The sequence below is a fragment of the Limnobacter sp. UBA3528 genome, assembly GCF_002377005.1.
Classification (GTDB): domain Bacteria; phylum Pseudomonadota; class Gammaproteobacteria; order Burkholderiales; family Burkholderiaceae_B; genus Limnobacter.
Window position 1 is genome coordinate 1 of sequence record NZ_DFOZ01000014.1, and the last position, 19,392, is coordinate 19,392.

Sequence of the window (19,392 nt, forward strand, 5' to 3'; positions counted from 1 at the left end):
AACCGAGTTATTCAGGACCGACTAATTACTCTGAATGCAGTGTGAAAATGGTATTGTGGAAACCGTACCAAAGTACGGAGTCAACAGGCATGATGCAGAAACGTACATTGACCATCGGCGGGCTGGCCCAGTCTGCTGGCGTGAACGTTGAAACAATTCGCTACTACCAACGCGTTGGCATGCTGGCACAACCTGTCAAACCCCTGCAGGGTGCCCGCAAATATGGCGCCGGGGACATCAAGCAGATCCGTTTCATCAAACGCGCCCAGTTATTGGGTTTTACTTTGGCAGAGGTGTCTGAACTGCTGGTTTTGAGCAACGCTAGTTCCTGCCGCGAAACCCAAGATCTGGCCGAAAGCAAGCTGAAATCTGTTAGCGAGAGAATCCGCGACCTGACTATAATGCAAGATACATTGTTGCAGCTTGTGGCTCGGTGCAATGCAACAGACGACTCGACCAGTTGCCCCATTATTGATGCATTGGTGGGTGATGATTAATCCCATCATGCAGCCCTAAAGGGTTACCTATACTGCGTCGATTTGTGTAAAGTTTGCCGCAAATCTATAGTCCTGGTGGATCAGGTGACAGTGACGATGGCATTAACCAACACAAGCTGGATTGATGATAATGACAATCTTGATTGGTAAGACAAGGTTGATATTAAATTGTTTCCAGCTTTGTACGCAGAGGCCGACAGTGGTCGATTGTTGTTCTCACGTGGCGTTGAGCCTAGTAAAAAGCGACTACTGCGTTTACCTGCACTTCTTTAATTGAACGTTCGATACCTAAATTATTAACGATGTTTTTATGATTTCGCATTGCGCTATTGTGTTATGACCCAAGCATTTGGCACGTAATCGTTGTAATTCACTTTTCAGGGCTTGAAGTTGACTGAGCCTTTTATCGATTTCGGTCAATTTATTGTCGATGGCATCGTTGATTGGCTCGCATGACTCGCTGGGTGAATGTTTGAGTTTCAGTAAGGAGCGTATTTCATCTAGCGATATGTCAATGTTGCGACAAAACACAACGAACGCTAAATCTTCGAGATGATGCTCGCCGTATATCCGGTAGTTGGAGGCGGTTCGGTCTGGTGCACAAAGCAGGCCTTCCTTCTCGTAATAGCGTATTGCCTCTACCGTTATACCCAACTTCTCGCTTAACTCACCGATTTTCATCAATTTATCCTAGGGGTTGACTCTAAAGCTACTTTAGGGTTTTTAATGAATGTATTGCAATTTCACCAGGAGTTCAAGATGCCAGGTTGTTCAACATGTCACGACCATCAGCCGGCCCAATCAGTTTCACCAACCTACAAAAAAGTGTTGTGGGTTGCTCTGGTTGTCAATTTGGGTATGTTCATCGTTGAGGTGGCTTCAGGTTTGAAAGCGGGCTCTGTCTCCCTGTTGGCGGATTCACTTGATTTTTTTGGTGATGCAGCGAACTACGCTGTTTCCCTTTTTGTGTTGGGCATGGCACTGTCGATTCGTGCAAAGGCAGCCCTGGTTAAAGGTGCCACACTCGGAATTTTCGGGGTAGGCGTTTTGGCCTACACGGCGTATCGCCTTTGGACAGGGCAAGTTCCTGAACCTTTGACCATGGGCGTGGTAGCGGTGTTGGCACTCGTTGCCAATGTGGCTGTAGCTTTGATGCTTTACAAATGGCGTGAAGGCGACTCGAACATGCAATCAGTGTGGCTTTGCAGCCGCAACGACGCCATTGGAAATGTGGCCGTGGTTGCAGCCGCCAGCTTGGTTGCCTGGACCGGCAGTGCATGGCCTGATTTGGCAGTAGCGGTGTTGATGGCCACTTTGGGTATTACCGCAGCTAGAACCATCATCGCTCAAGCATGGCGCGAATTGAACCAACCTAGTGTGTGATACTCTTACGCCCATGAAAAAGTTTTTCCTTGTCCTTCTTATGTTGGTACTACCGCTTCAAGCAGCGCTTGCAGCGGTAGAAACCTATCATGGACACGGGGCAGAGCATGAATCTGCGATTGAGGCAGTGCTTCATACCCACGATGGGCATGATCACCACGCCGCACATCAGGCCCCTCAGGATCAACAGCAGGACAACAAACAGCAAGACCAAACCTGCGATGGTGATCACCACCATTGCCATGCCCACAGTGTGAGCGTGCTGCCCAGTTTGTTGACTTTTGCCACACTCCCCAAAGCCTTGGACCAAGCACTTGAAGAGTTCAACGGCTTTCAATCTTTCTCGTCAAACCGCATAGAACGCCCGAAGTGGGTCTGAACAAAACCTGAATTAGCCACCCTTGGATACCTGCTTGTGCAGACCGAAAAGGGCAGTTCATTGTTTTGTTTGGAGATATACCCCATGAATTCACCACACCGTGTGGTGTCCACCTGCCTGGCCCTGTTGTTTTTAAGCGCTGCTCAGCCTGCGTTTACTCAGCAAGCCATGCCTGTGGAAACCCCAGTGACAGTTCAAGATGCCTTTGAATCGGCCTTGAGCATTGATCCAGAAGTGCAATCGGCACTGAAGCGCATTGAAGCATTCAAAGCGAGAAGGAGTGCAGCCAGCGCCTTGACTGCCCAACCACTTTCACTGGAAGGGTCGTATCGATCGGACCGGAACTACAACAACCAAGGCTTGCGAGAAATCGAGCTCGGTGTGTCTGCACCCATCTGGAACTGGAATGAGCGGGCGCGTACCCAATCCTTGCGAGACACCGAAATTGAGTTGGTGCAGTTGCAACTTGAACAGAAAAAACTTGAGCTCGCTGGTCTTGTTCGTCAAACGCTGTGGAATACCCTGGCGGCGAACCTTGATGCAGAAATCGCACAGGCGCGACTTAAATCAGCGAAAGAATTGATGGTGGATGTTGAAAAGCGGGTAAAAGCCGGTGACTTGGCCCAAACCGATTTTTATCAGGCTTCTGCACTGTATGAACAGACCCGAGCAGAATTTGCGCGAACTCAAAGCGCTTTAAGTGATGTGAGTGCGGATTATGCGGCCACCATCGGTTTGCCTGTTTCAGTGCTTTCACAGATTCAAACCGAGAGCACCGACATTCCCAATGGGCTGAAACCGCTGGATCACCCCGCGATCAAACTGGCGCAGCTTCAGGTGTTGGCCCAGCAACAACAAAGCGATTTGGTGCAAACCCAGTCGCGCGCGAATCCTGAGGTGGGTTTGGCCATCATCAGCGATCGTGGTGCGTTCACCTCGGCCAGCGAGAAATCTTTGGTGGTGTCCACGCGAATTCCTTTGGGCAACTCGTCGGAATATCAAAGCCGGGTGTTGCAGGCAGAAAGTGAAAGCATTGCCGCCGAAGCGGCACTGACAAAAACCCAGCGGCAAATCGTTGTTCTTGGCCGTGCTGCCGAGAGCAACTTGGACCTGTTCGCGCAAATCAGGGTGTCAGCCCAAGAGCAGGCCAAGCTGGCCGCAAAAACCTTCGAGTTGTACAAAAAGTCATTCGATTTGGGTGAAACCGATTTGCCCACCTTGCTGATTGCCGAGCAAAAGGCCTTTGAGGCCAACAAACTGGCCAGGAAATCTGCCATTGAATATGCCGCAAAAGTTTCAGCCTACAAACAGGCCTTGGGACTTCTACCATGAATAATATTGAGATCAACGTCATGAAACAGAACAAATTTTTAACCAACGTATTGTCAGCCGCAGTGCTTGCCGGCTCGCTCCTCTTCTCCACGACAGCTTATGCGGGCCCGGGTCACGACCACGGTGATGAAGTACCGGTTGCAGTTGGTGAAGCGTCGCCTCGCGTCGTGATGGAATCGGAATTGTTCGAGGCAGTTGGCATTTTGAAAGGTCGCATGCTTGAAATTTACATTGACCATGCCCCCACCAATGCGCCCGTGCAAAACGCCAAGTTGGAACTTGAACTGAACGGCCAGCAAGTGCCCGTTGAATTGCACAGCGAAGGCGAATTTGATGCGCAGTTGCCCGAAGGAATCGAGGAAGGCACTGTGGCTGTCAGCATGACTGTATCCGCAGGCGAAGACATTGAACTTTTGGCGGGTGACCTGATTGTGGGTAACCACGATGAGCTCGATCCTGTTGAAGAAGTGCAGTCACGTCTCTCGGCAATAGTCTTGTACGGGATTGGTGGATTGTTGATTCTCGCGGTGTTCGTGGTCGGATATGTTCGTCTTAAATCAAAGGGAGACAAATAATCATGTTGAAAAAACAGTTTGTTCTCTCTGTATTGGCATTCAGCTTGTCAGCACCGCTTTCTGTGTACGCGGGCCCTGGGCACGATCATGGTGACGAAGCACCAGTTGCAAGCACTGGGGACGGCCCTAAGCGACTTGCCACAGGCGAGGTGTTCCTGCCAAAACCTGCACAGCGGCAGTTGGACTTGCGAACACAAGTTGTTCAAGTAAAACCGCAGGCCAAGGTAATTGAAATGAATGGTCAAGTGGCGCTGGATCCTCAATCGGGCGGTGTAGTGCAAACCAGCCTGGGAGGTTTTTTTGTGCCTTCCAGCAAAGGTGTTCCGAAACTTGGGGATCCAGTAACGAAAGGACAAATTTTGGGGTTTATCCAGACCCCCCAAGCCCCGCTTGAAAAGTCTGCCCAACTGGCGCAATTGTCACAATTGAAATCTGAATTGGCGTTGGCCAAACAACGCTTGGATCGGTTAACCCTACTGGCCGACACCGTACCCAAGAAAGAAATTCAAGCCACCCAAGCGCAGGTACAAAGCCTTGGTGAGCAAGTGTCTGCGTTATCTGGCGGTATTGGTTCGCGCGAAGAGCTTCGCTCTTTGTCAAACGGTGTTGTTGCTTCGGCAGCAGCTATTGCTGGCAAGGTTTTTTCCGAAGGCGATGTGCTGTTTGAAATCGTGAATCCCAAAGTGGTCCGAGTTGAAACCACTTGGTTTGAACCAAATACCGTACCAGAATTTTTGTCTGCCCAGGTTCGCGCAGGTGAGAAGACTTTGAAACTCAACTATGTGGGTGCAGCCAGTAGCGTTAAAAATCAGTCGCTGTCTTTGGTCTTTGAAGCCCGCAACGTTGACGGCCTACGCTTTCCAACAGGCCAGCTCTTGACAGTTTACGGTGAATTGGCCGAGAAGCTTGACGGTATCGCTATTCCCAGTGCGGCCGTGGTTAAAAATGCGGCCAATCAAACCATTGTCTGGGTCAAGAAAGAGCCTGAATTATTCGAGCCCAAAGTGGTATTGACTGAACCGCTGAACGGCGTCGAAGTGTTGGTACGAAGTGGCCTGACCGGTAATGAACGCGTGGTTGTTCAAGGCTCGACCTTGATCAACCAGGTTCGATAAGGGAGCGTCGCTATGTTTCAAATGCTATTGGATAGCAGCCTGAAAAACCGGCTGCTGGTACTGCTCGGTGCGCTCATTTTGACCGTGTATGGGGCTTATACGCTGACCCAAACACCGGTTGATGTATTTCCCGATCTGAACAAACCAACGGTCACCGTGATTACCGAAGCTGGTGGAATGGCATCGGAAGAAGTCGAACAGTTGATTACGTTTCCTTTGGAAACTGCCTTGAATGGCCTTCCGGGTGTCGAGGTCATTCGCTCGGTGTCCAGTGCCGGACTCTCCTTCATTTACGTGACTTTCAATTGGGATACTGAGATTTATCGGGCACGTCAAATGGTCTCTGAGCGGCTTTCCAGCCTGGAGGAATCGATTCCTGCTGGCGTGGCGCCAGTGATGGGGCCGGTTAGTTCGATCATGGGCGAAATCATGCAAATCGCCATACCCATTGACCCGAGCAAGACCACACCCATGCAAGTGCGCGAGTATGCCGATTGGGTGCTTCGTCCACGGCTGTTATCGATACAAGGCGTGGCACAGGTGATCCCAATTGGTGGTGAAGTACGCCAGTTTCAGGTTCAACCAGATTTGCAGCGGATGGTTAATTTGGGCATTACGATTGAGGACCTGCAGCAGGCCTTAAGCGGTTTCGCATCCAATACATCGGGTGGATTTTTGGCACTCAATGGGCGTGAGTACCTGATTCGTAATCTTGGAAGAACATCGTCTTTGGAAGACCTCAGCAAGGTGGCTGTGGGTTCAAAAGACGGTGTGCCAGTGTTGCTCAAGCAAGTCGCCAAGGTTGATTTTGCGGCTGCAGTTAAACGGGGCGACGCCGGGTTTGAAGGCAAACCCGCTGTAATTCTGGGCGTACAAAAGCAGCCAAGCGCCGACACCATTGCCTTGACCAAAAGGATTGAAGAAGCCCTGGTTTCCATGGGCAGCAGCTTGCCAGAAGGAATGGAAACACCGCGTGTGACTTTCAGGCAGGCCAGTTTCATTGAAGCCTCAATTTCCACTTTGCAAGGAAAGCTGATTGGCGCTTCGATATTTGTTGCTGCAGTGTTGTTTTTCTTTTTGGGTACGATTCGCCCGACCGTGATCGCACTGGTTGCCATCCCCGTGTCAATTTTCATCACAGCTTTGGTGTTTGAGTATTTTGGGCTGTCAATCAACACCATGACGCTTGGCGGTTTGGCCATTGCCATTGGTGGTTTGGTCGATGATGCCGTTGTAGACGTAGAAAACATTCTTCGCCGCCTGAAGGAACAAAGGGCCAAACACCCTGGTGTTGCTTTCGACCTGGTGGGCCTTGTGCGCAAAGCATCGCTGGAAGTACGAACCGGCATTGTGTACGCCACGGTCATTATTGTTCTGGTGTTCATTCCCTTGTTTGCATTGCCTGGCATCGAAGGCAAGTTGTTTGTGCCCTTAGGCATTGCGTTTATCGTGTCTACCCTCGCATCGCTGGTGGTTTCGGTCACAGTAACGCCTGTGCTGTCTTATTACCTGTTGCCAGGCATCAAGGATCTTGATCATGGCGATACTCGCGTGTTGGCTTGGTTAAAGTCCAAATACCAGGTTGGCTTGTCTGGAGTGCTGAATAACCCGAGAGCGGCGATTTGGGCGGGTGTGATTGCGGTAATTGTTGCAGGCGCATCTGTACCCTTTTTCGCAAAAACTTTTCTTCCACCCTTCAATGAGGGCACCTTGCTGATTGGTATGAGATTAAATCCTGGTGTCACCTTGGAAGAGTCCTCGAAATTGGCCTCTCAGGCTGAAGTGTTGCTCAAAGACATTCCCGAAATTACGCACATTGGACGGCGAAGTGGTCGTGCGGAGCTGGATGAGCATGCTGAAGGTGTGCATGTGTCTGAACTGGATTTGGGTTTGATTCCCGCCGGTGACATGACACGACCCATGGCGGAGTTACAAGCTGAAATACGCGAACGACTCCAGAACTTGCCGGCAGCCATTGCTGTGGGGCAGCCAATCTCCCATCGAATTGACCACATGCTCTCAGGTGTACGTTCGCAAATTGCGATCAAGGTGTTCGGGGAAGACTTGGATACCTTGCGGGGTACGGCGGAGACGCTGCGTGCGGAGCTATCAACAATTGATGGACTGGTTGACCTTGAAGTCGAGAAGCAGGTACTCGCACCAGAGATCAAGGTGCGGATCAACTACGATGCCGCATCCCGTTATGGAGTGTCTTCATCGGAAGTGTTGCATTCTCTGCAAGCTTTGATTGAGGGCGAGAAAATTACTCAGGTGGTTGAAGGCAATCGTCGTTTTGCCCTGGTTTTGAAACTGGCAGAGAAAGACCGTAGCTTGGAGCAACTCAAGACCCTGCTGATACCGACCCCCTTGGGAGCAGTTCCGCTGTCTGTTTTGGCGGACATTGAAGACAGTGATGGTCCCAACCAGATCAGCCGGGACGACGGGAAACGGCGAATTGTGATTTCTGCCAACGCCCAAGGTAGAGCGCTTTCTGAAGTGGTTGAAGACATTCGTACCACAGTTGCAAATACTGATTTGCCAGAAGGCTATTTCATTACTCTGGGCGGGCAGTTTGAGGCTCAGGAAGAAGCCACACGTTTGGTCGGTTTCTTGTCCATTATTTCCCTGGTCCTGATGTTTGCGGTGCTTTACAGCCGTTATCAGTCGGTGCGCCTGTCGGCCATCATCATGGGCAATATTCCTTTGGCCATGGTGGGGGCGGTTCTTGGTTTGTGGTTATCCGGACAGCCTTTATCGGTGGCGGCGTTGATTGGTTTCATCACGCTTGCGGGTATTTCAGTTCGCAACGGTATTTTGAAGGTGAGCCACTACATCAACCTGATGCGATTCGAACACGAGCAGTTTACGCAGTTCATGATTGTGCGCGGATCGATGGAACGGTTAAGCCCCGTGTTGATGACGGCACTGGTTACTGCATTTGCCCTTGCACCTTTGCTGTTTGAAGCAGAGCGCCCAGGGACCGAGATTTTGCACCCGGTTGCAGTTGTAATTTTTGCTGGCCTTATCAGTTCAACCTTGCTGGATACCTTTTTAACGCCAGCATTGTTTTGGGTTTTTGGGCGCAAGGATGCCGAGAGGTTAATGGAGCAATCCGATGCTCAAGCGCTGTAATTTTTTTTAACAGAAAGGAGATGAAAATGAAATCAATCAAATTGCTGACAACAACTTTCGGTCTTGTTTTGGCCTTGAGTTCAGGTTTTGCTGTGGCACAGGAAAAAGATGAACACAAACTTGAACCCAAACATGGCGGTGTAGTTGTTGAATCCAATCACATCGAGTATGAATTGGTGGTGAAGCCGGAAAATATTCAATTGCATGCAGTTGATCACGGCAAGGTGATGGACTTGAGCAAAGCCAAGGCCAAAGTGGTGTTTCTGGTGGCCGATCAAAAAATGGAAAGAACACTGGCTGGCCAGGGGGTGCTTTTGTCGGGTGAGGGTGTGGATTTGAAGGGATCTGGCTACACCGCAGTGGCCACAGTGGAATTCGCCAACAAGAAGAAAGCCACAGTTCGATTTAAAACAAACTGAGTTTGGGAAATGGAGCTGATCAAATTTTCTGCATTGTTTGCAGTGACGGCCGTTTCTGAAATTTTGGGCTGCTATTTGCCTTGGCTGATTCTGAAACAGGACAAGTCCCCATGGTTGTGGCTCCCGGCCATCGGGTTTCTTGTTTTGTTTGCCTGGTTGCTTACTTTGCACCCTTCGGCTGCGGGGCGTACCTACGCAGCCTATGGCGGAATGTATATCACGGTGGCGCTGCTGTGGCTTTATTGGATTGACGGCATCAGTTTGACCCGCTGGGACATTGCTGGCGCAGGCCTGGCTTTGGCGGGCATGGCGGTTATCATGTTGCAACCAAGCCCATAGAGCGAATCACTGTCGCAGTTAACTCGAGTGCATCCCTTACCTAATTTCTTGGTTATTTTTTGGAAAGAGCATGTGGCACACAATTATTACTACGCAAAACCGTTGGATCATCGGTGTTTCAGTTTTTCTTATGCTGGTAGCCAATGGCAGCTTTGCAAGCCGGTTGCTGTCGGCCTATCCGCTTAGCGACGGTAACTTGTTGTTCGTCAGTTCGGTACTTTTGTTGTTTACCCTGGTCACAACTTTCATGCTGCTTTGGTTTTGCCATGGACGAGCAGCCAAATGGGTTTTGGCCTTTTATTTGCTCGCCTCAAGCATGGCGGCATATTTCATGTCGGCTTATGGCACAGTGATTGATCAAACCATGCTTGAAAACACCTTGCAAACCAACGCGGCTGAAGCAGGCGACCTGTTCTCGATTTCCATGTTGCTATACCTGCTGGGTATGGGTGTGCTGCCTGCCTGGTATGTGTTGCGCCGCATGCCCAAGACTGCAGGCTTCGTAACAGAACTACGTGCGAAAACACTATTCAGTTTGTGTTTGCTCATTGGCATGGTACTGCTGATCGTGCCATTTACTTCTCAATACGCTTCGTTTTTTCGTGAACACAAAAGCCTGCGCTTTTACGCCAACCCAACTTACCTCACTTACTCGGCCATTCGCCTGGCAAGCAGCAAAATCAAAGGCAGTGCTGGCCCGATTGTGGTTCAAGCGGTTGCATCAGATGCTGTGTTGAACGAAGAGCACCCGCAGCACCCCAGAGAACTGATTATTATGGTCGTGGGGGAAACTGCTCGTGCTGACCGGTTTGCACTGAATGGCTACACCAAGCCCACCAACCCGGCGCTGGGCAAAGAAGACGTGGTTTCTCTGAGCAATGTTAATTCATGTGGCACGTCGACCGCCGTGTCGGTGCCCTGCATGTTTTCTCTGGCTGGGCGCGAGGGTTTTGACGGTGAAACGGTCCATGAGTTTGAGAATGTGCTGGATGTACTAAAACGCCAAGGTGTTGAAATTTTGTGGCGCGACAACAATTCAGATTCCAAGGGTGTTGCCGTTCGCCTGCCTTACGAGAATTTTCGAGACCCTGTTGTCAATCCGGTGTGCGATTCCGAATGTCGGGACACCGGTATGCTGGTTGGGCTGGAGGAACACATACGCAAACACCCCGGCAAAGATCTGCTGATTGTGCTGCACCAAATGGGCAATCATGGTCCTGCCTATTACAAGCGCTATCCGCCAGAGTTTGAACGGTTTAAGCCTGTGTGCAAAACCAATGAATTGTCAAAATGTACCGACGAGGAAATCAACAACGCCTATGACAACGCAATCTTGTACACCGATTATTTTTTGGCGCAAACCATTGCATTGCTGAAAAAGTTTGATGCAAGCCATGAGACCGCCATGCTGTATGTGAGCGACCACGGTGAGTCCTTGGGTGAAAAGGGCATGTATTTGCATGGTGCGCCTTATGTTTTTTCACCCAAGGAGCAAACCCATGTGGCGTCACTATTGTGGTTCGGAAAAAACTTTGACTACCGCACGGAAGACTTGAGTCTGGTCAAAGATTATCCTTTCACGCACGACGATTTGTTTTGTTCGCTCATGTTGACTTTCGAGGTGGAAAGTGCCGTGTGCGCGCAGCGCACCGATGCCTTGAAAGCGTATTTCGAACGTCAACGGCGAGCAAGCTAACCCCCCAGCAAAGCCACGCGGTGGCAAGCACATGACTTGTGAAGTGGGCTCCTTTGGCAATTTGCACGCCGCTGGCCAGCCCGCCCATGAACAGCACCACCATGGCTACTGTCGCTTGATGCCGCTTTAGCCACGGCATTGGGCTGTACAGCAATACAATCCACATGAATGCGGTGGATGCATGCCCGCTGGGAAAACATTTTCCAGGCCCCGGGTTTGCAACAGCATGGGTGTTTTGAAACAGCCGAAAATAATCGGCTGTTCCACCATACAGATTTAAATCCCAGGGGCAACTGTGTGAAGACTGGGATTTCAGCACGCTCACCACCAGCGCGGCCAGCAAGCTAACCAACAGGATAAAAAGAATTTCTTTCCAATAGACCTGCCTGACAGACTTTAAGCAAAGTAGCAAAACAAAAACCAGCCAGATGCCCGCGGCAAGCCAGCGCAACCCGTCGTGCAACAGCAAACTAAGCCACTGGTTTTGCTTCAGTGGAAAACTGGCTGCCTGCGGGTCAAAAAATACATTGGAAATGGCTTGATCCCAGCCGGTGTAGCAGTTCAAAAAAACGATGAACACACCGAGCAGCGTCCAAGCTGCCCAGTGGTGCGTGGGACGTGAGTTTTCAGAAAACAAATTGATCTCCAAGCCCTGTGAGGGTTGCCACACCCAGCAAGGCGAACAAGATAGCGGCGCTGATGTGTACCCATCGCACTGGAATTTTTTGGGTTAGCTTGTCGCCAAGCAACACAGCCGGTGCATTGGCGATCAGCATGCCCAGCGTGGTGCCAACCACTACCCAAAACACACTGGCATAGTGAGCCGCCATGGCCACAGTCGCAACCTGTGTTTTGTCGCCCATTTCAGCCAGAAAAAACGCAATGAATGTGGTGCCAAAAACGCCAAGCCGACGGGTGAAAGACAAACCAGAATCGTCAATCTTGTCAGGAATCAACACCCACACAGCCATCGCCAGGAACGACGCACCCAAAATCCATTTCAAAGTTTGCGCACCAACATTCGCCGTGACCCAGCCTCCCACTACTCCAGCCAAGCCGTGGTTCAGCAGGGTGGCCAACAAAATGCCAAGAATGATGGGAATGGGTTTTTTGAAACGCGCAGCCAGAAGCAAGGCCAGCAATTGGGTTTTGTCACCGATTTCAGCCAGTGCAACAACACCGGTGGACACGAGAAAAGCTTCCATTACAAAATTCCACGGCCTTGAGAACCAAATGACCACATTCCACCCAGGCCGAAGCGGTGGAAATGCAGTCAAAGGTCTTGCCAAGTGTGGAAACCGCTTGCACCATGGCTTTTGGGCCAAGTATGTTGATGCAAGCCCTTTTCGAGAAAAGGAGGCTACTCCCCAATGAGTGATGGGATGTTAACCGGAATCGTAAAAACTTCCAAATTCCGTGAATTTCAGGCGAATTGAAATAAGCGAACAGTCCACCATCATTTAATCGATTGGAGAACACCGGCATGCAAAACCACGACTTGAAGGAAACCGCCAGAGCGGCTTTGAGCAAAGTACCTGAAGTGACTTTGCTGTTCTGGGTAATCAAGATTGCAGCCACCACACTGGGTGAAACAGGGGGCGATGCTGTGTCGATGTCCATGAATTTGGGCTACTTGATGGGCACAGTAATTTTCGCGGTAGTTTTCTTCATCGCGGTCGCTGCACAAATCAAGGCGGATCGATTTCACCCATTTCTGTATTGGACCACCATTATTGCCACCACCACGGTGGGCACCACACTTGCGGATTTTGCGGACAGGTCCTTGGGGGTAGGTTATGCGGGTGGAACCGCAATTTTGTCCACCTTACTGATCGTGTCCCTGTTTGCCTGGTATCGAACCATGGGTACGGTGTCAGTTAGTTCGGTGAACACCCCAAAAGCAGAAATGTTTTACTGGATCACCATAATGTTCTCGCAAACACTGGGCACAGCGCTGGGCGATTGGACCGCCGATACTGCCGGCCTGGGGTATACCGGGGGTGCAATGGTGTTCAGTGGACTTTTGCTGCTTGTCGTCGGTGCGTATTTCTTCACTAGTGTTTCCAGAACCACCCTGTTCTGGCTTGCCTTCGTGCTAACCCGACCCCTTGGCGCTGTGGTGGGCGATTACCTTGACAAGCCGGTTGACATGGGTGGTCTTGCGCTAAGCCGGTACACCGCATCGGCCATGTTGCTGGGTTTTATTGTGGTGTGCCTGTTGGCTTTCAAGCAGAAAGCGAGCTCAAAAGCGCATTAACCTTAAACTGTGCCGGGCTGGCATTGAGGCTTAATCCAGCCAGCCCTGGCTGTACAAACCGTGCTTGATTTGTGCATACAGCACGGGTGCAGTAACTAGGCCAGCCAACCCGAACAGTGCTTCCATTACTAGCATGGCCAGCAACAGTTCCCAAGCTTTGGAACGGATACTTGAACCAATGATGTGCGCATTCAAAAAATACTCAACCTTGTGAATCGCCACCAGCCATATGAACGCCAAAATTGCCATGGTCAATGATTGGCTCAAGGCGATTGCAACAATGATTGTGTTTGACACCAGATTACCCACAATCGGAATCATGCCCGCCACAAATGTGATGCTGACCAAAGTACCTGCCAAGGGGATGGGTGTACCCAAAGCGGGCAGCACACCCAGCAGGAAAATGGCAGTGGCCAAAGTGTTGATTGCGGATATTTTGAATTGTGCAAACACAATGTGAGTGAAACTTTCAATCAGTTCGTCAAAGCGCAGGCGAAGCAAGCGTGGCAGGTGTTTGCTGCTCACCTTACCGGTTGATCGGTTCAGTTGAATGCTTAACAAGGCCCCAATCACGGTGCCTGCGAGTACATAGCCCACACCGCGAAGAGTGTGCCCTCCCCAGGTTTGAAGCTGACTCGCATGATTTTGAAGCCAGGCAGCCGCTGCGGCACGAACCCCGTCAATTGAAGCGGGCACATGAGCCGACAAGGCGGCAGGCAGGGCAAGGCGCAACTGATCAAGTACCTTAGACAAACGTTCAAGCACCGCAGGCACGCCCACGTTGGCTGAACCCGATTCCAGCAGATATTCCAGTGAGGCACCCAAACCCAGAGCAATGGCTGACAAAACCAGCAACAAAGCGATTGCCTCAACGTGACGAAGCGCTGGCAGCCAAGCTTTCAGGCGATGTGCCAAACGTGTAGTGGCCCCATAAGTGATCAAGATCGCGAAAACGGCCGGTGTAAGGTGCAACGCAAGCACCGAGAACCATGCGGCACAAATCCATACAACAACGATCAGTACCCTGCTTAATGAAAACTCGTGGGCGGATTGTGAAAAGTTCGAGGGTGTCATGTTTTGGATGAATGAACTAATGTTGCGCTAAGTTTGCATGGGCAAAGTGGGAACTGTCGCAAGCAAACCCGCTTGATTGACTTTCAACCACGGAGTGAAATCATGAAACAGAGAAAATTATTTACCGCCCTGATTGTAACCGCAAGCGCGATTGCCGGGGGAAGCCTTGCATACGCCAGCAAGGAACCACCACCGAACGATGCAGTGGCTTTGTTTTCAAAAGCAAAGGTTACATTGATTCAGGCCATTGCGGCAGCGGAACAGCATGCAGGGGGTAAAGCTGTTCAGGTGGAGCTTGAGCAACAGACCTCGGGCGGTCCGGTTTATGATGTCGAAGTGGTTACCGCAGACCACAAGGTGTACGACGTTAAAGTGGATGCTGCCAGCGCCAAGGTTTTGTCATCGAAACTGGATCAGGCCGATGGCGAGGATGACGACGATTGATGTGCAATAGTCGGGTATGGCAACAAAACCATGCCCGGCGCTTTGCAAGCCATGGCATATTGGCAACTTCCGGAACACAAACAAACGTGATCTATGCAATTCAATTTGGCCACCACTTCAGTCATTCCTCGCGGCGTTTGGGTATTGGGTTTTGTCAGCTTGTTGATGGATATTTCTTCGGAAATGATTCATAGCCTGTTACCGGTCTATTTGGTAACCGTGATGGGGGCCAGCGCCTTGTTGGTCGGCGTGATTGAAGGTGTGGCCGAATCGACCACCATGGTGGTCAAAGTGTTTTCAGGTGCATTGAGCGATTATTTGGGGAAACGCAAGGCTTTGGCTGTATTTGGATATGGCCTTGGTGCCATCAGCAAACCTTTTTTTGCAATGGCGGGCAGCACCGGAATGGTGTTTGGGGCTCGCTTTGTTGACCGGGTAGGCAAAGGCATTCGCGGTGCGCCTCGAGATGCACTGGTCGCTGACTTGGTCCGCCCCGAAGCACGCGGGGCCGCATATGGCTTAAGGCAATCACTGGATACTATGGGCGCATTTTCTGGCCCCTTGCTGGCCGTTGGGTTGATGCTGTTGTGGGCCAATGATTTCCGGGCCGTGTTCTGGGTGGCGGTTATTCCGGCTGTGCTTGCTGTGGCATTGCTGTACTTTGGTGTGGCAGAGCCCGAGAAAGCAAGTGAAAGAGGTGCGAGAGCCCCCATCAATTGGCGCATGTTTCGAAGTCTGGGGCGGGACTATTGGTGGGTTGTCGGCATTGGCGGCGCTTTTGCGCTGGCCAGGTTCAGCGAGGCATTTCTCGTGTTGCGTGTTCAACAAGCTGGCTTGTCTGTGGCATGGGCTCCGCTTGTGTTGATTGTCATGAATTTGGTTTTTGCTTTGTCAGCGTATCCATTTGGAACGCTTTCAGATCGAATCTCACATACCAGGTTGCTGTTTCTGGGCTTGGCAGCATTGGTTGTAGCCGACTTGTTTTTGGCCTTGGGTGAATCCTGGCAGGCCTTGTTGCCCGGTATTCTGTTGTGGGGCCTGCACATGGGCATTACCCAGGGGCTGCTTTCCACCATGGTTGCAGCAACCGCACCAGCGGGTTTAAGAGGCACGGCATTTGGAGTCTTTAGTCTTGTCGGCGGACTAACTACATTGGTCGCCAGTGTGTTGGCGGGCTGGCTTTGGGACAGCTGGGGTGCAGCGTTCCCGTTTTATGCAGGGGCTTTTTTTGCCGCTGCTGCCATGGTGTTGATTGTTATGAACAAGGAAAACTCCAATGCGCGTGCTACTGGTTGAAGACGATCCCATGATTGGAGAAGAAGTGCAGGATGCATTAAAAGATGCTTCCTACGCCGTGGATTGGGTCAAGAATGGTGAAACCGCACTCAGTGCCCTGAAAACCCAGCACTATGACTTGTTGTTGTTGGATCTTGGCTTGCCGCAGCGCGACGGCATGGATGTACTGAAAGCCGTGCGGGCCAGCAACAATACGGTTCCGGCACTGATTGTGTCTGCCCGCGACCAGCTGTCTGACCGCATTCAGGGTTTGGACCACGGCGCAGACGATTACCTTTTGAAGCCTTTTGAAATGGCCGAACTGTTTGCCCGAATTCGTGCTGTGGTGCGCCGCAAGTCGGGCGGTGCTGCGCCAGTGTTGGGCAATGGGATATTGAATCTAGATCCCTCAACCCGACAGGCCTGGCGGGTTGACCTCGAGCCGGTGCAACTGAGTAATCGGGAATATGCCTTGTTGCACGCATTGCTGATTCGCCCGGGTGCCATACTGTCCCGAGCTGATCTTGAAGACCGCGTGTATGGTTGGGGTGAAGAAGTGGAAAGCAATGCCATCGAGTTTTTGATTCATGCCTTGCGCAAAAAACTGGGTGCCGTTTCAATAAAGAATGTGAGGGGTGTGGGTTGGATGGTTCAAAAAAGCAATTAAACAGGTCAATTCAATTCTGGTTGTCGGTGTACCTGTCGGCGGCCATTCTGCTGGTGGCAGTGGTTACCGGGGCGTTGTCATTCTTGTTTGCATTTGATGAAGCCCATGAACTGCAAGACGAAAGTCTTAGGCAGACTGCTTCGCTGATTGATCACGTTCCCTCAGCAGATGAAATTATTCTGGTGAATGGCAACCGCGGAAGTGATACAGATTCTGACCTGCTCATCCTCAACCTGAATCCGTTTTCAGATCCGGTTTTGTTTGGTTTAGTGGATGGTTTGCACACGCTTGATCAATCGGGAACAAAATATCGCGCGTTCATTAGAACCTTGCCAGACACTGCGCGAATCGCCATTCTCCAGAAAACGGAGTTACGCGATGAAATTGCAAATGACAGCGCGATTCGCACGCTGTTGCCATTGCTGATTTTGGTACCCATTCTTCTTTTGGTGGTGACCTGGCTGGTGCGAAAAATATTCCTGCCAATTGGTGTGTTGGCCCAAGAGATCGATTCTCGTGGGGATCTGGAGTTGCACGCGGTGCCGGAAGAAAACTTGCCACGGGAAATTCAGCCTTTTGTTCATGCCATCAATCGGCTGTTTGTGCGGGTTGCACAGTCAGTACAAAACCAGCAGCGGTTCCTGGCCGATGCAGCGCATGAATTGCGTTCGCCCATCGCGGCGCTGTCATTGCAGGCCGAGCGTTTGAGTGCCTGCGATTTGAATCCCGAAGCGCGTGAGCGAACCGTCCGTTTGCAAAAGGGCATTGAGCGAAGCAGGCGCCTGTTGGGCCAGTTGCTCAGCATGGCCCGGGCACAGAGCGACCCGGTTGTGGAGCGTGGCCCTATTTCCTTGCTCGGCGTGTGCACCCATGTGCTAGAGGACGCTATGCCTTTGGCCCAGGCCAAGGGTGTCGATTTGGGCATGGACGAGGACACACAAGATGCCCTTGTGCATGCGGAAGAAACGGAAGTGCTGCTGATTGTTCGTAACCTTGTGGACAACGCCATTCGGTATGGCAGAACAGGCGGCATGGTTGATCTGGGAATTCATCACGAACCGGACTGGGTGGTTTTCACCGTAGAAGACAATGGGTCCGGCATTGCGCAGGTGGATCGCCAGCGGGTGTTCGACCCATTCTTCCGAGTATCCGGTCTTGAGCAAACCGGTTCGGGCTTGGGTCTTGCGATTGTGAAAGGCTTAGTGGACGGGTTGGGGGGAAAAATTGAATTGCTGGACTCAAGCAGATTTTCAACAGGACTTGTGGTGAAGGTGTATTTCAGCAAACACCCCAAGTCCTGATCCTGTTTTAATCAACCAATAATCCTCACGGGCAGGAAAATTTTTCGTCCATTGCGCTGAACCAGCAGAGCCACTGATTTTTTGGCCTGTTTCATCGTGTCTTGAACCTGCTCAATGTTGTTTACACGAACCCCGTTGATCCCGATCAGCACGTCGCCCCGCTGTACGCCTGCCATGGCTGCTGCACCGCGCACCTGCTCAATCAGCATGCCGTTTTGCACCTGAGCCTGCTGCTGTTCATCGGGCTGCAGGGGCCGCAGTGCGAGGCCAAGGCGGCCTTCGCCAACAGCATCTGTTTTCTGGGCACTGACCACCACATCTTTCTCGATATTACCAAGTTGAGCGGTTCGTTTCAGGACTTCACCTTGCCGCCAAATTTCAAGCGTCATTTTCTGACCGGGCTTGGCAGCACCAATTAAGGCGGGCAAATCACCGGAGGCCACAATAGGTTTACCATCGGCCCGCAAAATAATGTCGCCAGACTGCAAGCCGGCTTGTTCCGCCGGACTTGTTGGGTCGACGCTGGAGATCAGCGCGCCCTCAGGCTTGTCCAGTTTGAAAGAATCTGCAAGGGTCTGGTTCACCTCTTGAACTGCAACGCCCAAGCGGGCATGGCTTGCCTGTCCCGTGGCCACAATCTCGGCCTTGATTTTGTTGGCAAGGTCGATTGGGATGGCAAAAGACAAACCTTGGTAGCCACCGGTTTGGCTGAAGATCTGCGCGTTGATGCCAACCACTTCACCTTTGGAATTGAAAAGCGGGCCGCCTGAGTTCCCCGGATTCACTGCTACATCGGTCTGGATGAATGGTACAAAGCTGTCTTCGGGAAGTGAACGGCGTTTGGCACTGACCACGCCGGCTGTTACGCTGTTCTCGAAGCCGAAAGGGGATCCAATGGCCAGAACCCATTCGCCGACCTGAAGCGCATCCGGGTTGCCCAATGGGGCACTAGGCAGGTTCTTGGCGTCGATTTTCAATACCGCAATGTCGGTTCTTGAGTCGCTGCCCAACACCTTGGCTTCATACTCCTTGCGGTTGTTCAGCTTGACCACCACTTCGGAAGCATCCCGAACCACATGCGCGTTGGTCAGGATCAGACCCTCTGGGGACACAATGAATCCGGAGCCTTGCCCGTAGGTGGGTACTGGGCCGCTATCCGGACCGTTGGGATTGGGAAACTGCTTGAAGAAGTCGAACATGGGATCGTTTGGCGATACACCGGCTTGCGCTACATTTTGCTTGATTCCCCGAACACTAATGTTCACCACCGTGTCGCCGTAACGCTGTGCAATCTGGGCAAAGTCGGGCAGTGTGGTATTTTGAGTTTGCGCTTGTCCCTGTTTATCTAGCAGGGGTGTAGCTGCCGTTGCCGGGGTGCCATTGAAGTAGCTGGCACTTGCCCCGCCCAACATGCCTGCGGTAATCAAGGCCAATATCAGGCGTGAGGGGCGTTTGCTGTTTGAGTATGAAGAAGTCATGGTCTCGTTCCTTTCAAGAGTGACAACAA

The 19,392-nt window shown here is 51.4% G+C and carries 20 protein-coding genes and 1 riboswitch; of the genes, 15 read left to right on the forward strand and 5 right to left on the reverse strand.

Translation table 11 applies throughout. The features are described from left to right. Positions 1-89 precede the first annotated feature (89 nt). Positions 90-497 carry an Hg(II)-responsive transcriptional regulator gene (gene merR / locus B4N58_RS03600; protein WP_291745861.1) on the forward strand — a complete coding sequence of 136 codons (408 nt, stop codon included), beginning with the start codon at positions 90-92 and terminating at the stop codon, positions 495-497. Positions 498-785: 288 nt separating this feature from the next. Here the strand turns inward: merR and B4N58_RS03605 are convergent, their stop codons facing one another. Then, positions 786-1,178 carry a MerR family transcriptional regulator gene (locus tag B4N58_RS03605; protein WP_291745864.1) on the reverse strand — a complete coding sequence of 131 codons (393 nt, stop codon included), beginning with the start codon at positions 1,176-1,178 and terminating at the stop codon, positions 786-788. Positions 1,179-1,223: 45 nt separating this feature from the next. On the opposite strand from B4N58_RS03605, the gene B4N58_RS03610 reads away from it, so the two are divergent. From B4N58_RS03610 to B4N58_RS03650, 9 genes are all read left to right on the forward strand, one after another. After that, positions 1,224-1,880 carry a cation diffusion facilitator family transporter gene (locus B4N58_RS03610; RefSeq protein ID WP_348680808.1) on the forward strand — a complete coding sequence of 219 codons (657 nt, stop codon included), beginning with the start codon at positions 1,224-1,226 and terminating at the stop codon, positions 1,878-1,880. A 40-nt stretch (positions 1,881-1,920) separates the two neighbouring features. After that, complete coding sequence (locus B4N58_RS03615) at positions 1,921-2,259, forward strand: hypothetical protein (RefSeq protein WP_291745867.1); 339 nt, start codon at positions 1,921-1,923, stop codon at positions 2,257-2,259. An 84-nt stretch (positions 2,260-2,343) separates the two neighbouring features. After that, a complete protein-coding gene (locus tag B4N58_RS03620) occupies positions 2,344-3,591 on the forward strand; it encodes a TolC family protein (RefSeq protein ID WP_291745870.1) in 1,248 nt (415 codons plus the stop codon). Further along, positions 3,588-4,166 carry a hypothetical protein gene (locus B4N58_RS03625; protein WP_291745872.1) on the forward strand — a complete coding sequence of 193 codons (579 nt, stop codon included), beginning with the start codon at positions 3,588-3,590 and terminating at the stop codon, positions 4,164-4,166. The genes B4N58_RS03620 and B4N58_RS03625 overlap by 4 nt, the downstream gene beginning before the upstream one ends. 2 nt (positions 4,167-4,168) lie before the next feature. Then, the gene (locus B4N58_RS03630; RefSeq protein ID WP_291745875.1) at positions 4,169-5,281 is read left to right on the forward strand and encodes an efflux RND transporter periplasmic adaptor subunit; all 1,113 of its coding nucleotides are present in this window, start codon (positions 4,169-4,171) and stop codon (positions 5,279-5,281) included. A 12-nt stretch (positions 5,282-5,293) separates the two neighbouring features. Further along, positions 5,294-8,413 carry an efflux RND transporter permease subunit gene (locus B4N58_RS03635; RefSeq protein ID WP_291745878.1) on the forward strand — a complete coding sequence of 1,040 codons (3,120 nt, stop codon included), beginning with the start codon at positions 5,294-5,296 and terminating at the stop codon, positions 8,411-8,413. Between the two features lie 26 nt (positions 8,414-8,439). Then, a complete protein-coding gene (locus tag B4N58_RS03640) occupies positions 8,440-8,832 on the forward strand; it encodes a hypothetical protein (protein ID WP_291745880.1) in 393 nt (130 codons plus the stop codon). A gap of 9 nt (positions 8,833-8,841) precedes the next feature. After that, positions 8,842-9,171 (forward strand): YnfA family protein, encoded by a 330-nt coding sequence (locus tag B4N58_RS03645; RefSeq protein ID WP_291745882.1) that lies wholly within the window; start codon positions 8,842-8,844, stop codon positions 9,169-9,171. Positions 9,172-9,241: 70 nt separating this feature from the next. Beyond that, positions 9,242-10,867, forward strand: coding sequence for a phosphoethanolamine transferase (locus B4N58_RS03650; protein WP_291745885.1), 1,626 nt, complete (start codon positions 9,242-9,244; stop codon positions 10,865-10,867). Here B4N58_RS03650 and B4N58_RS03655 read toward each other — a convergent pair. Both B4N58_RS03655 and B4N58_RS03660 read right to left on the reverse strand, forming a co-directional pair. Further along, positions 10,776-11,504, reverse strand: coding sequence for a phosphatase PAP2 family protein (locus B4N58_RS03655; RefSeq protein ID WP_291745888.1), 729 nt, complete (start codon positions 11,502-11,504; stop codon positions 10,776-10,778). The two genes, B4N58_RS03650 and B4N58_RS03655, sit on opposite strands and share 92 nt — an antisense overlap. Then, positions 11,494-12,072, reverse strand: a complete 579-nt coding sequence (locus B4N58_RS03660; protein ID WP_291745891.1) for a TMEM165/GDT1 family protein — start codon at positions 12,070-12,072, stop codon at positions 11,494-11,496. Before B4N58_RS03660 ends, B4N58_RS03655 begins: the two co-directional genes overlap by 11 nt. A gap of 3 nt (positions 12,073-12,075) precedes the next feature. Next, a riboswitch (yybP-ykoY riboswitch) is annotated at positions 12,076-12,248 on the reverse strand. A gap of 117 nt (positions 12,249-12,365) precedes the next feature. Between B4N58_RS03660 and B4N58_RS03665 the strand changes: the two genes are divergently transcribed. Then, positions 12,366-13,124 carry a hypothetical protein gene (locus B4N58_RS03665; RefSeq protein WP_414673803.1) on the forward strand — a complete coding sequence of 253 codons (759 nt, stop codon included), beginning with the start codon at positions 12,366-12,368 and terminating at the stop codon, positions 13,122-13,124. Positions 13,125-13,154: 30 nt separating this feature from the next. Here the strand turns inward: B4N58_RS03665 and B4N58_RS03670 are convergent, their stop codons facing one another. Continuing rightward, positions 13,155-14,198, reverse strand: a complete 1,044-nt coding sequence (locus B4N58_RS03670; RefSeq protein ID WP_291745896.1) for an AI-2E family transporter — start codon at positions 14,196-14,198, stop codon at positions 13,155-13,157. A gap of 102 nt (positions 14,199-14,300) precedes the next feature. Here B4N58_RS03670 and B4N58_RS03675 point away from each other — a divergent pair, with 102 nt between their 5' ends. From B4N58_RS03675 to B4N58_RS03690, 4 genes are all read left to right on the forward strand, one after another. Beyond that, positions 14,301-14,642, forward strand: coding sequence for a PepSY domain-containing protein (locus B4N58_RS03675; protein ID WP_040512442.1), 342 nt, complete (start codon positions 14,301-14,303; stop codon positions 14,640-14,642). Between the two features lie 93 nt (positions 14,643-14,735). Then, positions 14,736-15,938 (forward strand): MFS transporter, encoded by a 1,203-nt coding sequence (locus B4N58_RS03680; protein WP_291745901.1) that lies wholly within the window; start codon positions 14,736-14,738, stop codon positions 15,936-15,938. Further along, positions 15,919-16,584, forward strand: coding sequence for a response regulator (locus B4N58_RS03685; protein WP_291745904.1), 666 nt, complete (start codon positions 15,919-15,921; stop codon positions 16,582-16,584). The genes B4N58_RS03680 and B4N58_RS03685 overlap by 20 nt, the downstream gene beginning before the upstream one ends. Further along, positions 16,560-17,885: a sensor histidine kinase gene (locus tag B4N58_RS03690; RefSeq protein ID WP_291745907.1), complete on the forward strand. Its 1,326-nt coding sequence runs from the start codon at positions 16,560-16,562 to the stop codon at positions 17,883-17,885. Before B4N58_RS03685 ends, B4N58_RS03690 begins: the two co-directional genes overlap by 25 nt. A gap of 11 nt (positions 17,886-17,896) precedes the next feature. On the opposite strand, the gene B4N58_RS03695 is transcribed toward B4N58_RS03690, so the two are convergent. Then, positions 17,897-19,363 carry a Do family serine endopeptidase gene (locus tag B4N58_RS03695; RefSeq protein ID WP_291745910.1) on the reverse strand — a complete coding sequence of 489 codons (1,467 nt, stop codon included), beginning with the start codon at positions 19,361-19,363 and terminating at the stop codon, positions 17,897-17,899. Positions 19,364-19,392 lie beyond the last annotated feature (29 nt).